Consider the following 13,541-nt stretch of genomic DNA (forward strand, 5'->3'; position numbering starts at 1 on the left):
TCCCCATGAGCAACTGCCGAAAGGGTTTCCCAACCTAGGGAACTGGCGTTAGCGTTAGCGAAGCGGGGCGCTCTTAGCGCACAGCGGTAGCAACGAAGGAGCGTCGGAACGAGCGTCACCCGTTCGGCAGAGCCGTTCCCGTTCGCGTAGCGTCTCCGCAGGAGAAGGGTAGGGCGTTAGCGGTGTCGGTTTGGGTAAGACAAGTTTGCTCAACGCTCTTAACCCGCGCACGCAACTTCTCTTCGCCAAACTTTGTAAGACAACAGACCATTAACAATGCTGCAAAAGCCCGGAATACAACACTTTTGACTTCCAAGGCAGCGGTACTAGCCTTGCGGGAGATGTCTGCAACAAGCCCTAGGGGTGACGCTCAATGACTCGCTAACGCCAGTTCTTTTATGCTGGGCAAGCCTTTCAACAGTTGCTAATCGGAACAACCACATCACTTGCTAGCGGGAAGCCCTCCTGCGGCGATAAACTTACCACTACGCGTGTACGCTATTTTTCGAGAAGACATCAGCACGGAATGCGATCGCGCCTGTCAATTACAGTAAGCTGTGTGAGGGCGTTTTTCACAATCTACTATGGCAACGATTAACGACAACTACCTCAAGCTGAAAGCAGGTTATCTGTTTCCGGAAATTGCGCGACGGGTAAATGCTTTTGCTGAAAGCAATCCTGATGCTAAAATCATCCGCCTGGGTATTGGCGATGTCACAGAACCTCTGCCAGAAGCTTGTCGCACAGCGATGATTAAAGCTGTAGAAGAAATGGGCGATCGCGCTACCTTCAAAGGCTATGGCCCAGAACAAGGTTATGCTTGGTTAAGAGAAAAAATTGCTGCCCAAGATTTTCAAGCACGGGGGGCTGAGATAGACGCCTCGGAAATTTTTATCTCTGACGGTTCTAAGTGTGATACTGGCAATATTCTGGAAATTTTTGGGCATGACAACGCGATCGCCGTTACAGATCCGGTTTATCCTGTCTACGTAGATACTAACGTCATGGCAGGGAACACAGGCAACGCTAACGATAAAGGCGAGTTTGCAGGTTTAGTCTATTTACCTGTTACCGCAGAGAACAACTTTACCGCAGAGATTCCTTCTCAGAAAGTTGATTTAATTTATCTTTGCTTTCCCAATAACCCCACCGGTGCAACTGCGAGCAAAGAACATCTCAAGGCATGGGTAGACTATGCTAGAGCTAATGGCTCGATCATCTTCTTTGATGCTGCCTACGAAGCCTACATCACCGATCCTGAAATTCCTCACTCTATATATGAGATAGAAGGTGCAAGAGAAGTTGCAATCGAGTTTCGTTCTTTCTCGAAGAATGCAGGTTTTACAGGAACCCGCTGCGCTTTAACCGTCGTCCCCAAAACGCTGACAGCCAAAGCTGCTGATGGTTCCGATGTAGAACTGTGGAAACTTTGGAATCGCCGTCAGTCAACCAAGTTTAATGGCGTTTCTTACATCGTGCAACGCGGTGCAGAGGCAGTTTACTCTGAACAAGGGCAAGCACAAATCAAAGCCCTAGTTAGTTTCTATTTAGAAAACGCCAAAATTATTCGTGAGAAATTAACAGCCGCAGGATTAGCAGTTTATGGCGGCGTGAATGCACCTTACGTTTGGGTGAAAACTCCCAATGGTTTATCGAGCTGGGAATTCTTCGATAAGCTGCTGCAAACTGTCAACGTGGTGGGAACTCCTGGTTCTGGTTTTGGTGCTGCTGGTGAAGGTTACTTCCGCATTTCGGCATTTAATAGTCGAGAGAATGTAGAAGAAGCGATGCACCGGATTACAACCCGCTTGTCTTTGTAGGCTATGTCAAGATCGCATATTAGTAGCTCATCGCCAGCATATGCGATCGCCTCCCGAGCTTTGCCACTTTTAAGCGCTTATTTAGGGATAGGTCTATTGATAGAGTTAAGTTAGCGATCGCAACTTAGGTCTTTCAAAGTTGTAATATTTACGTTCTCTGACATGAGAATACCCTTAAATGGAATATAAGTACTGGAAAAATCTCATGGCAGACCTGAATGGTGCTTGGTTAGGAACTTACTGGCAACAAGGAGTCCCTAGCCGCTTTGAAGCAGTCTTTGTTCAAAGTGGCAATGCTCTCAGTGGCTCTATTTTGGATGATAACTACTTAGGAGAAGCCCAAATCAGTGGGGAGGTAAAGGGGCGTAGTATTAGTTTTACCAAGCGTTATTTAATCACCTCACCCGCTGCAATTAAATACATTGGCACCCTCTCAGAAAATGATGACTATATACAGGGACAGTGGAAGATTGGTCGTCGCAACTTTGGGCGTTGGGAAGCTCGTCGCAGTGGGGAAGATCTGATGGCTGAACTAAAAGCTCGTATCCAACAGCAGATTCCCCAAAAGGCTGGATAAACAATTTATGAAAAACTTTGTTACCATGCCCAAAACCCTATTTTTTAATAGAGGGAAACTATCTTGAGCCTAACTCTTTATTTCCTCCGCCACGGACAAACAGGATGCAGCCTGAATAATGCCTTTTGCGGTTCGATAGACTCAGAACTTACTCCAGATGGTTTAGAAATGGCCAAAGCCTTTGCGGCTGCATACACTTCTACCCCTTGGAGAGCAGTTTTTTGCAGTCCTATGCAGCGAACTGTGGCGACAGCAGCACCCCTTTGTGCAGCGTTAGAGATAAAACCAGAACTGCGGGATGGTTTGAAGGAAATTAATTATGGCAAATGGGAAGGTAAATCACCAGAAATCATCAGCCAAGAATATCATGATGATTATCTGCGTTGGTCAGCCGATCCAGCCTGGTATGCTCCCACAGGTGGAGAAATGGCAGTGACAATAGCTTATCGTGCCATGCAGGTAATTGAAGAAATCAAGCAGCTTTACAGTAGTGGCAATATTTTAGTAGTTTCTCATAAAGCCACCATCAGAATTATTCTGTGCAGTCTGTTAGGTATTGATGTAGGACGCTTCCGCTATCGTATCGGCTGCCCAGTTGCTTCTGTCAGTGTTGTAGAATTTAGCTCTCACGGTCCACTGTTGCGGTCTATGGCAGACCGTACACATTTGGGTGAACGGTTACGAAATCTACCTGGAACATAAGGTGACTCACAGTATTTACTTTAAATTTATATCACTCCTCATCCTCATGTCTTTCTCAAGATGCGATCGCTATTCCTTGGGATTGGTGCAATTAGATCGTCGCCACTTCAATCAGGGAGATTGTTAAAATCCTGTTATCCTCATAACTACTCACGCAGAAGGCTCCAAAAAAAGCGATCGCTATGCTTCAGTATCCTAATCTCGAACAAGCGCTGAAATATCACTTCGGTTACGACCGATTCCGCCCTGGACAACGGCAAATTATTGAAGATGCGCTGCAAAATCGAGATTTGTTGGTGGTGATGCCTACAGGTGGCGGTAAATCTCTGTGCTTTCAGTTACCAGCGCTGTTAAAGAAAGGTTTAACGGTGGTAGTGTCACCACTGATTGCTTTGATGCAAGATCAGGTGGAAGGTCTGCGAAACAATAATATTAGTGCCACATTCCTCAATAGTAGTTTGAATGCGTATAAGGTGCGATCGCGGGAAGAAGCCATCCTCAACGGTAGAGTTAAACTACTTTACGTCGCCCCAGAACGTCTTCTTAGTGAAAGATTTCTCCCGTTTCTAGATTTAGTAAATCACCAAATCGGTATTTCAACCTTTGCCATTGATGAAGCGCACTGTGTCTCTGAGTGGGGACATGACTTTCGTCCAGAATACCGCCAGTTAAGATCTGTGCGTAAACGTTATCCTAATGTTCCTACTGTTGCTCTTACCGCCACAGCAACCGATCGCGTTCGTAGTGATATCATCCAACAACTAGGGTTAAAGCAACCTAGTATCCATGTTGCTAGCTTCAATCGCCAAAACCTTTATTATGAAGTTCGTTCTAAAACGAAATATGCTTACGCTGAGTTATTAGAATTAATTCGAGAAACAGAAGGTTCAGTAATTATTTATTGTTTAACTCGTAAAAAAGTTGAGGAACTTACCTTTAAACTGCAAAATGATAAAATTGCTGCCTTATCTTATCATGCTGGATTACCTGACGAAGAACGCAGCCAGAATCAAACGCGGTTTATTCGGGATGATGTGCGAGTCATGGTAGCAACCATTGCCTTTGGTATGGGGATTAATAAACCAGATGTGAGACTGGTAGTTCACTTTGATATTCCGCGGAATTTAGAGAGTTACTATCAGGAATCAGGTAGAGCAGGCAGAGATGGTGAACCATCGCGCTGTACAATATTTTTCAGCTTTGGTGATATTAAAACAATTGAATGGAGTATTGACCAAAAAACCGATCCGCAAGAACAGTTGATTGCCAAGCAACAATTACGGCAGATGATAGACTATGCCGAAGGTACAGATTGTCGGCGCACGATTCAACTAGGTTATTTTGGCGAACGGTTTACTGGGAATTGTGGTAATTGTGATAATTGCCGTTATCCCAAACCAATGCAAGATTGGACAATTGAAGCCATGAAGTTTTTATCTTGTGTGGCGCGTTGTAAAGAAAGATTTGGGATGCTACATATTATTGATGTGTTGCGAGGAGCAAAAAACCAGAAAATTACCCAAAACGAACACGACAAGCTTTCTACCTACGGTATTGGTAAAGATAGAAGTGTCGACGAGTGGCGAATGCTGGGGCGATCGCTTTTACATCAAGGCTTATTAGAACAAACCAGCGATGGTTATTCAGTGTTGAAACTTAACGCCTTGAGTTGGGAAGTGATGCGGCGACAGCGCACAGTTAGCCTAGCTGTTCCTGTAGTACAAAAGATTACTTGGGAAGAGGGTAGTGAAAAAGCTGCTGAGGTGGAAATGCTTATGCAAAGGTTGCGATCGCTGCGCAAACAACTCGCAGATGAACAGTCTGTACCACCTTACGTTGTTTTTCAAGATTCTACCTTGAAATTAATGGCTCAGGTACAACCAAAAAACCTCACTGAATTTGCGAAGCTTTCTGGCGTAGGTAGCCACAAACTTGCTCAGTATGGTGAGAAGTTCCTCGCAGAAATTCGCGCCTATCGTCAGGGACAAGGTGTGATAGATCCAGAAGATAATTCCACTCCTTTTGTTAGTCTTGGCTTACCTTCCGACACCGAATTATTAACATTTCAGTTGCATAAACAAGGTTTTAACGTTGACGAAATTGCCCGAAAAAGAAATATTCGCTCTACTACAATCATCCGCCATCTTACAGATTTAATAGAGAAAAATCAGCCCGTAGATTTAAATCAGTTGGTTCCTTTAGAACGCCAAAAAAAGATTTGGCAAGTTTTAGAAGTACTGGGTGATATTTCTCTGACTCCAATTCGTGAGCAGCTTGGTGACGGTTATAGTTATGATGAAATTCGCTTAGTTAGGGGAAAGTGGCGGCGCGAAAATCGCAAGTAATTTGATGTTAAAGGATTAAACCCAACCCAAGTCTTTCAAAGCTTGTGCCACTTCAGGGCGTAAAACCCATTTCCATTCATCTTCCTGATAACCATCTGCTAGAACTGATGACCAAAAAGGCTGATTATTATCGAATCTTCTTTCTGGTTCAAAATTTAAATCAGCCGCAATCATTTGTCCAATATTGGCAAATTGGCGATTGGCTCCTCTATAGTTTTGATAACCTGCTGCTTCTGCTAGTTCAGTAGCAGTCATAGTCATTTCATCTGCTTGATAGTGAGCTTTTAGCATATGTAAGTAAATTCTTTGCCAATTCAAGATTTTGCTAAACAAGAATTTTGAGTTCGCTGCGAGGGAGAAAGAATAATTCCATTGGTGTATCTGTATCCATCCTCCCCCAAAGCAATCGCTTTCCCAAAGCTGGCTGTGGCACTCTTATCAAGAAAGTTTTCTAGTATTTAGTGCCCTAAAGCTTTTATTCTCTACCTGATTGCACTAGCCAAAACTCACCTCTACACTACCAGTCTGTATTAAGAAAAACTGGGTACTTCCGAACCAGATTCTGGTGCTGTTATAGGAGTTGGGGATGGCGCAGTTTTTTTGGTTTTGAGTGTCAAAATCATAGATAGCAGCTTGGGAAATGCAAGGCAGGCAACAGTATTGATGAGCGTTAATAATATACAATCTATGAAACTCATAGATTATCGCCTCCTTATTTTGACAATTTATGGTTCTATTTCTTATTTTGAATCAAAATCTGTACTTTCAACTACATTTACAATTTTGGATTTCTTTTAATTGATATAAGCTAAGTAAATATATTGATTTTAACTGGCTACCATAGAAAATATACTAGGTAAGCAAGCTACAGATATAAAGTAGCGTTTAAGGAAAATAGACGATTTAAAAGCAACTTTTGCTGTAGCATTCAAAACGTTAGAGACCATTTATAAAGTAAATATTAAGTAGGGGAGGCAAAAAGCGGTGTGGATTTTCCTCCCCACTGAACTTCAGATCGGCGGAAGGCGTCGCTCAGAGTTCTCGCTTTATTGCCGTTGTGTTACGGCTATGCAAAGATTTTGAAGTTTGAGAGAGTAATTATTAGCCGTAACGCACCCTACAATTTAAGGTTTACTTTATAAATAACCTCTTACCGTACTTTCAAGTAGAAGTTGCAGATAGGGTAAACCTGAACCCAAACTTCAATTCTTGATTTGTCAACAAATATTGTTTGACTAACTATCCAATTTAGTTAGTTTATTATTAATAAATAAACTATTAATCTTCCAGATTAAGGTAAATTCATTTAATAGGAAATTGGAATTACATTTTAATATTTTAATATCGACTGTTTTAAATCAAATTTTCAAATGGGATGAATGCACCTGCGTATTCTTCTGCTAATCCAAAACTCGCCCTTGAAAATTTCAACTCAATCCTGCTACCCTCAAATAATTATTAATTTGGCGTACACCTAGCACAAAAGTGAGGACGGAATCGACAGAATGGGCTGCCTGTAAGTGGGTGAGCAGTACAATAAGGAAAGGTAGTGATTGGGACTCTAGCTTTTTGCGAACTTGAATCTTTAGGTAATGGTTCAGTAGGTTTAGCTTGAGGTGAGAGAATGATAGATAGAAGCTTGGGAAATGCCAGACAAGCAACAGTATTGATCAGCGTTAGTAATGCGGCATCCTTTAAAACCACAGGTAATCACCCCCATGTATAAATAGGTGGTCACTATTTTTAGGTGTCAGCAAAGTCTATGCAATTACATTGATTGCAAGCACATCCATTGCTTTTCAACTATATAAATTAAGATTATCATAAATTTTTGTAAATGGAAGCGTGAGTTTTCCGAAAATGCTATACCAGAAGGCATTGTGTATATTGAAGGCATTTATCAAAAATTAGCCATTTACTATTTAGGTCATGTGTTATGTCAAAAATCAAATCCGCATCTATTTATTTAGCTAATATCAGTGAACAAGAACGCTTAGCATTAAAGCGTTTAGCTGATTATACAAATGTGAACTCATTGCCAGAAATTTGGCCCTTAGCTGCAAAGTTATTTAATAATACCGTTGCCCTACATAATCCCCATGCCCAACCAGCGGTAGTAATTAATTACACCCAGTTAGCAGAGCAAATTCAAAAATTTGCTGCTGGGTTACAGGTATTAGGAGTCAAAGCAGGCGATCGCATTTCGCTAATTGCCGATAATAGCCCCAGGTGGTTTATTGCGGATCAAGGGATAATGACGGCTGGAGCCGTTGATGCGGTGCGTAGCTCTCAAGCAGAAAAGGAAGAGTTGCTATTTATTGTGGCTAATAGTGGTAGCACGGCAATAGTAGTCGAAGATTTAAAGACGCTGAAGAAACTGCAAGACAGGCTCAACGATTTACCTGTGCAACTGGTAATCTTGCTTTCGGATGAAGCAGCACCGACAGAGGAAAGCCTGAAGATACTGAATTTTTCACAATTGATCGAAATTGGCTCTAAACATTCTCTAGAACCAGTTGCGCAAAACTATGATACTTTAGCAACGCTTATTTATACTTCGGGTACTACAGGCAAACCCAAGGGTGTAATGCTGTCTCATGGCAATTTAATTCACCAAATAACAACTATGGGGACAGTAGTACAACCTAAAGTAGGTGATATTGCGCTGAGTATTCTTCCTAGTTGGCACAGCTATGAAAGGACAGTAGAGTACTTTTTACTATCTCAAGGTTGCACACAGGTTTACACTAATTTGCGGTCTGTTAAACGTGATTTGAAAGAAATTAAACCTCATTATATGGTGGCTGTACCCCGCTTATGGGAATCAATTTATGAAGGAGCACAAAAGCAGTTTCGCGAACAACCAGCTAATAAACAACGTTTAATTAACTTTTTACTCAGCAATAGCGATAAATATATTAAAGCAAAGCGAATTGCCGAGGGGCTGAGTTTAGAACATCTTGATTCTTCAGCGATGGAGCGATTATCCGCAAAGATACTCGCTTCTAGTTTGTTTCCGATCCACGCCTTAGGAGAAAAACTGGTGTATGCTAAAGTCCGAGAAGCCACGGGAGGACGAATCAAGCATGTAATTAGCGGTGGTGGCGCACTTCCTAAGCACATCGATAGCTTTTTTGAAATTATTGGTGTAGAAATTTTGCAAGGCTATGGCTTAACTGAAACTTCTCCTGTAACTAATGTGCGCCGTCCTTGGCACAATGTGCGCGGTTCATCTGGCCCGACACTACCTGCTACAGAAATTAAAATTGTAGATCCAGAGACTCGCAAACCTCTGCCAGTTGGGGAGCGAGGCTTGGTGTTGTTGAAGGGACCGCAAATTATGCAAGGCTATTACCAAAATCCAGAAGCGACAGCGAAAGCCATTGATGCTGAAGGTTGGTTTGATAGCGGCGATTTGGGTTGGCTGACACCTCAAAATGACTTGGTGCTGACTGGCAGAGCCAAGGATACAATTGTATTAACCAACGGCGAAAATATCGAGCCACAGCCGATAGAAGATGCCTGTTTGCGATCGCCCTACATCGATCAGATTATGCTTGTTGGTCAAGACCAGCGTAGCCTTGGTGCTTTGATTGTCCCCAATATCGAAGCTTTAGAAAAATGGGCAGAAACTCAAAACCTCAACTTGAGTACACCAGGTGACAATCTTACCGCCTCACCCAGTCAAAAAATTGACATGGAGAGTAAAATAATCCAGGAATTATATCGGAAAGAATTGAATCGGGAAGTGCAAAATCGTCCAGGCTATCGAGTCGATGACCGCATTGGTCCATTCAAACTCATTCCCGAGTCGTTTTCCATTGAAAATGGCTTGATGACCCAAACACTAAAAATCCGGCGTCATGTCGTCGCAGAACGCTATCGCGATCTGATTAACGCCATGTTTGCCTGATAATTCCACTGACCAAAATATAGAGTGAACGTGAAACTGTATGGATGTCTCCAAATCTCAACAATTGCTTTTGAAACGGATCGTTAATGTCAAAGTCATTGTTACTCCTCTGTGGAAAGAGGAAATACAACAGCAACTGCAAGCCCAGATCAATCAAACCGATCAGCAATTGCAACAACTAGACATCGAAGGACAAAGAGCGATCACTGCAATTCAAAAGCAGAGTCTGCAACCACCAGGGCCTCAAACCCTACAACAGATTGATAATATCCAGCTGCAAGTCAATCAAAAGAAAAGCGAACTGCTAGAGCAAAAAAATCAATTCCTGCAAAATCTCCAGCAAGTACAGTTTCTTGAGTTAGATCAGGAAGTCAACCAATTCCAAATGGAAGGTTTTTTCCGCATCGAAACAGGTGATAACCTAATTAGCAAAACTCAGGTTGAAATTGTTTTGCGCGATGGCATTGTCGAAGAAATTCGTGGCGATATCTAAAATTTTGTCAATTGTGTATTGTCATCTGTTGTTTGTCCATTGTTTTTGTTCACTGACTAATAATCAATGACTTATACAAAGGCATCTACTGAAGTTACTTAGCACTCTGTTTCTAATCCATGCCACTTGCGACAATTCGGAACAATCCCTGTGGCGTGGATTTCTCCACCTAGCAAACTTTTCAATACGAATTTCTAGCTTTGATTTCCTCGATCTGAGGTTGACAGCTTAGAGTTAAATTTGTTTTAGGACGATTTTCAGTACCACATTTCGCTTGGAAGCCAGCCCAGATAATTTGCCATACAGGCGGTGAGCTAACTAACAGCGATCGCCCAAAAGTTGTCATTTGAACTCGATATTTAACTGCACCACCTAAACGATCGTTCTGCTGAATTTGCGTAATCGTTACCAAAGCCTGATTGCGTTGCGGATAAACTACCTCTACTTTACGTGTTCCTATCTCTGAGGCGGTATCATCAAAAGCATTTAAAGCGAGAGTAGCAGGATCGCTACCTTGGAGAGTAGAGTTAATAGTCTCAAGCGGTATAGTTTTATAGTGGCTACGCTCTGGATAAGTTGCAATATCTTGAGATATCTGAGTTGCTGCTATCTGCTGTGCTTGCCCATTTCTATTTTCTAGGCTTTGTGCAGATGGCTGGTGTTGAGTCAGATAAACTCCCGCGCCAGCAGTGGCAAACATACTCATCATCACAATCAAGAACAATTTCCACTTTACTGTCATAAAATTAAACAAAAATTTCAAACAAGTAAATTATCAATTTTGAATTTTAAATTGCAGCTTAATCGCTGAGCCTCTACCTTCTGGTTCTCAGCAGCCTTTGTTTTCTGGTGTGTGATTATACGGAAAATAAAGATAGATAACAAACTCATTTGATTGGTAAGTAGCTCGCTGTGGTGTTGACTGTTAACTCATACTCAGCGATCGCAATTGCATCGTGAGGAAGCTTTGAGAATTGCTGTACATATAGACATTCATCTTGACTTTAGGTTCCTGAGGTGATTCGTAATGGGGTATGCGGCATTCGGAAAACTCTTCCCCAATCGCTAATTCCCAATTTCGAGTTCCCTATAGTTAAAAATCTCGAACCTAAAATTCTCGTGCCAAGATACAATTCGATCTGGTGAAAGCTGTTAAAGTCCATAAATTCATTGATTCTGAAACCACCCTATGAGCATTTACGAAGTATTTATGCCGGCGCTGAGTTCCACCATGACCGAAGGCAAGATTGTTTCTTGGGTGAAGTCGCCAGGCGATAAAGTGGAAAAAGGCGAAACAGTGGTGGTTGTCGAGTCAGATAAGGCCGATATGGATGTGGAATCCTTTTATGAAGGATATCTGGCTCACATCTTAGTGCAAGCAGGTGAAAGTGCGCCTGTAGGAAATGCGATCGCTTTCATCGCTGAAACAGAAGCTGAAATCGAAACCGCTAAGTCTGCTGCCAATTCAGGTAGCGCTGCTGCGCCTGCTACCGCCTCTCCCGAACCAATTGCCGCAACTGTCTCAGCCGGAACACCAGCTTTAGCATCTCAAAATGGCTCAAACCACCGAGAAGGCAGGCTCGTAGTTTCACCTCGTGCCCGCAAGTTGGCGAAAGAGCTAAAAGTAGATTTGAAGGCGCTTCAAGGCAGTGGCCCCTATGGCCGTATTGTTGCTGAAGATGTAGAAGCAGCAGCAAATAAAAATAAGCCAGCCGCTACTGCACCAGTTGCACCGCCACCATCTGTACCAACAACCACTCCAGTTGCACCAGCACCTCGGACTCCTGCACCCGCGCCAGTACCCGTTCCCGCCGCCACTGCTGTTCCCGGACAGATAGTACCTTTAACTACCTTCCAAAATGCAGTGGTACGGAACATGGTAGCTACCTTATCTGTACCAGTCTTTCGTGTGGGTTACACAATTACCACTGATGGACTAGACAAGCTTTATAAACAGATTAAATCCAAAGGGGTGACAATGACAGCGCTACTGGCAAAAGCCGTAGCAGTAACGCTGCAAAAACACCCATTACTCAATGCCAGCTACTCAGACCAAGGAATTGTTTATCATTCTGATATCAATATTTCCGTAGCTGTAGCGATGGATGACGGGGGATTGATTACACCTGTATTAAAAAATGCAGATATAGTAGATATTTATTCTGTATCCCGCAGTTGGAAGTCTTTAGTAGAACGTGCTAGAGCAAAACAACTGCAACCAGATGAATACAATAGTGGCACTTTTACCGTGTCTAACTTGGGGATGTTTGGCGTAGACAGATTTGACGCGATTTTACCCACAGGACAGGGTTCGATTTTAGCGATCGGAGCCTCACGCCCGCAAGTTGTAGCATCGTCTGATGGTTTGTTTGCTGTACGGCAACAAATGCAGGTAAATATTACTTGCGATCATCGCATTATTTACGGTGCTCATGCAGCAGCATTCTTGCAAGATTTAGCTAAGTTAATTGAAACAAATCCTCAATCTTTGACACTGTAACAAAGATTGCTTAAAAAAAGAAAGTTACATTTAAGGCTTGGAGTTAGATCAACTCCAAGCCTTTCTATTTGATTAGAAAATATTTATAGAGTTTTGCTTTTCTTGAATACAAATCAAATGCGTGACAGCCTAGAGTATTCTTGGCTTTGAGCGTTACTTCATCACTTTACTTTATCGAGAAATCTTGTAAGGGCTAGATTAATTTTGAAAGGACTTCAAGCAATCACCACTACGGATTTATCAGCTTGGGTACAACAAGCCCAACCCCATGCTGATCGCGGACGAGTTGCCGATCGCACCCCAAGATTAAATATGGCTAATCCTTATTGGTTTGGGGTTCACATCTGTTGTGCAACCGGACAAACTTACAGTGCAGGTAATACAGCTTGTGTGTTCCCACTGATGAGTGTGATCAAAGCATTTTCACTACTGTATCTGTTAGAAAATTTTAAAGCAGAGACAGTTTTGCAATGGGTAGGGGTTGAACCATCGGAAGCACCATTTAATTCCCTAGATCAACTAATTGCCGATCGCGGATACCCTCGCAATCCGATGCTTAATAGTGGAGCAATTACCCTAGCCGATAAATTACCAGGAAGAAATGCCTGCGATCGCACTCAGCAGTTTTGTAATTGGTTGAACCAATCAGCAGGTTGTCAGCTAAAGTTGGATGAATTCATGCTAGCTTCAGTACGATTAACTCGTTCTCCTGCTAATAAAGCGATCGCTAATTATCTTGCCAAAACTCAGCATTTAGAAAATCCTGAAATATCTCTTGACACTTACGAGCAAATATGCTGTCTATCGGGGAAGGTAGAAGATTTAGCTCTGATTGGAAAACTCTTAGCTTGCGAAAATCGCTTAGTATCAGCAAAACATCGTCGGATTGTTAATGCCGTAATGTTAACTTGTGGATTGTATGAGGCGTCTGCCGAGTTTGCGGTCAGGATTGGTCTACCGATGAAATCAGGGATTGGTGGTGGACTTTTAGCAATAGTACCAGATGAAGGAGCGATCGCTTGCTACAGCCCCGCCTTGGATACAGTGGGAAACCCAGTAGCGGGGCTGGCTTTTGTGGAAACTTTAGCACAAGAGCTAGAGTTGAGTATTTTTGGATGATAAGCGATCGCGCAGCTTTAGACGAACTGATAGATTTCATACCTCTGAGCTTTTCAACTTGCCCAAAAAAGC

Annotated in this window: 12 protein-coding genes; 8 read left to right on the forward strand and 4 right to left on the reverse strand. The window is 42.6% G+C overall.

Features of this window, described 5'->3' with window-relative positions; translation table 11 throughout:
- Positions 1 to 584 precede the first annotated feature (584 nt).
- From BV372_RS20360 to recQ, 4 genes are all read left to right on the forward strand, one after another.
- Positions 585 to 1,820 (forward strand): LL-diaminopimelate aminotransferase, encoded by a 1,236-nt coding sequence (locus tag BV372_RS20360; protein WP_086688311.1) that lies wholly within the window; start codon positions 585 to 587, stop codon positions 1,818 to 1,820.
- Between the two features lie 205 nt (positions 1,821 to 2,025).
- On the forward strand, positions 2,026 to 2,397 hold the full coding sequence (locus BV372_RS20365; RefSeq protein ID WP_086688354.1) for a hypothetical protein: 372 nt from the start codon (positions 2,026 to 2,028) through the stop codon (positions 2,395 to 2,397).
- A gap of 63 nt (positions 2,398 to 2,460) precedes the next feature.
- Complete coding sequence (locus tag BV372_RS20370) at positions 2,461 to 3,099, forward strand: histidine phosphatase family protein (protein WP_086688312.1); 639 nt, start codon at positions 2,461 to 2,463, stop codon at positions 3,097 to 3,099.
- Between the two features lie 182 nt (positions 3,100 to 3,281).
- Complete coding sequence (gene recQ / locus BV372_RS20375; RefSeq protein WP_086688313.1) at positions 3,282 to 5,444, forward strand: DNA helicase RecQ; 2,163 nt, start codon at positions 3,282 to 3,284, stop codon at positions 5,442 to 5,444.
- A gap of 15 nt (positions 5,445 to 5,459) precedes the next feature.
- Here the strand turns inward: recQ and BV372_RS20380 are convergent, their stop codons facing one another.
- The 3 genes from BV372_RS20380 to BV372_RS37165 form a co-directional block, all read right to left on the reverse strand.
- Entirely contained in the window at positions 5,460 to 5,735 is a 276-nt protein-coding gene (locus BV372_RS20380; RefSeq protein ID WP_086688314.1) for a hypothetical protein, read from the reverse strand.
- A 239-nt stretch (positions 5,736 to 5,974) separates the two neighbouring features.
- On the reverse strand, positions 5,975 to 6,142 hold the full coding sequence (locus BV372_RS36520; protein ID WP_179198170.1) for a hypothetical protein: 168 nt from the start codon (positions 6,140 to 6,142) through the stop codon (positions 5,975 to 5,977).
- A 760-nt stretch (positions 6,143 to 6,902) separates the two neighbouring features.
- Positions 6,903 to 7,148, reverse strand: a complete 246-nt coding sequence (locus BV372_RS37165; RefSeq protein ID WP_086688315.1) for a hypothetical protein — start codon at positions 7,146 to 7,148, stop codon at positions 6,903 to 6,905.
- Positions 7,149 to 7,380: 232 nt separating this feature from the next.
- Here BV372_RS37165 and BV372_RS20390 point away from each other — a divergent pair, with 232 nt between their 5' ends.
- Together BV372_RS20390 and BV372_RS20395 are read left to right on the forward strand one after the other, a co-directional pair.
- Entirely contained in the window at positions 7,381 to 9,357 is a 1,977-nt protein-coding gene (locus BV372_RS20390; RefSeq protein WP_086688316.1) for a long-chain fatty acid--CoA ligase, read from the forward strand.
- 40 nt (positions 9,358 to 9,397) lie between these two features.
- The gene (locus BV372_RS20395) at positions 9,398 to 9,850 is read left to right on the forward strand and encodes a YlqD family protein (RefSeq protein ID WP_086688317.1); all 453 of its coding nucleotides are present in this window, start codon (positions 9,398 to 9,400) and stop codon (positions 9,848 to 9,850) included.
- A 181-nt stretch (positions 9,851 to 10,031) separates the two neighbouring features.
- Here BV372_RS20395 and BV372_RS20400 read toward each other — a convergent pair whose 3' ends face one another.
- Positions 10,032 to 10,592: a hypothetical protein gene (locus tag BV372_RS20400; RefSeq protein ID WP_086688318.1), complete on the reverse strand. Its 561-nt coding sequence runs from the start codon at positions 10,590 to 10,592 to the stop codon at positions 10,032 to 10,034.
- A 447-nt stretch (positions 10,593 to 11,039) separates the two neighbouring features.
- Here BV372_RS20400 and BV372_RS20405 point away from each other — a divergent pair, with 447 nt between their 5' ends.
- Both BV372_RS20405 and glsA read left to right on the forward strand, forming a co-directional pair.
- Positions 11,040 to 12,350, forward strand: coding sequence for a dihydrolipoamide acetyltransferase family protein (locus BV372_RS20405; RefSeq protein ID WP_086688319.1), 1,311 nt, complete (start codon positions 11,040 to 11,042; stop codon positions 12,348 to 12,350).
- Between the two features lie 204 nt (positions 12,351 to 12,554).
- On the forward strand, positions 12,555 to 13,469 hold the full coding sequence (glsA, locus tag BV372_RS20410; RefSeq protein WP_086688320.1) for a glutaminase A: 915 nt from the start codon (positions 12,555 to 12,557) through the stop codon (positions 13,467 to 13,469).
- Positions 13,470 to 13,541 lie beyond the last annotated feature (72 nt).

This window comes from Nostoc sp. T09 (assembly GCF_002154695.1).
Classification (GTDB): domain Bacteria; phylum Cyanobacteriota; class Cyanobacteriia; order Cyanobacteriales; family Nostocaceae; genus Aulosira.

Excerpts from the sequence above, each read along its gene's own strand:
- BV372_RS20360 (WP_086688311.1), top strand. The coding sequence starts at position 585 with ATGGCAACGATTAACGACAACTACCTCAAGCTGAAAGCAGGTTATCTG.
- BV372_RS20365 (WP_086688354.1), top strand. The coding sequence starts at position 2,026 with ATGGCAGACCTGAATGGTGCTTGGTTAGGAACTTACTGGCAACAAGGA.
- recQ (WP_086688313.1), top strand. The coding sequence starts at position 3,282 with ATGCTTCAGTATCCTAATCTCGAACAAGCGCTGAAATATCACTTCGGT.
- BV372_RS20380 (WP_086688314.1), bottom strand. The coding sequence starts at position 5,735 with ATGCTAAAAGCTCACTATCAAGCAGATGAAATGACTATGACTGCTACT.
- BV372_RS36520 (WP_179198170.1), bottom strand. The coding sequence starts at position 6,142 with ATGAGTTTCATAGATTGTATATTATTAACGCTCATCAATACTGTTGCC.
- BV372_RS20390 (WP_086688316.1), top strand. The coding sequence starts at position 7,381 with ATGTCAAAAATCAAATCCGCATCTATTTATTTAGCTAATATCAGTGAA.
- BV372_RS20395 (WP_086688317.1), top strand. The coding sequence starts at position 9,398 with ATGGATGTCTCCAAATCTCAACAATTGCTTTTGAAACGGATCGTTAAT.
- BV372_RS20400 (WP_086688318.1), bottom strand. The coding sequence starts at position 10,592 with ATGACAGTAAAGTGGAAATTGTTCTTGATTGTGATGATGAGTATGTTT.
- BV372_RS20405 (WP_086688319.1), top strand. The coding sequence starts at position 11,040 with ATGAGCATTTACGAAGTATTTATGCCGGCGCTGAGTTCCACCATGACC.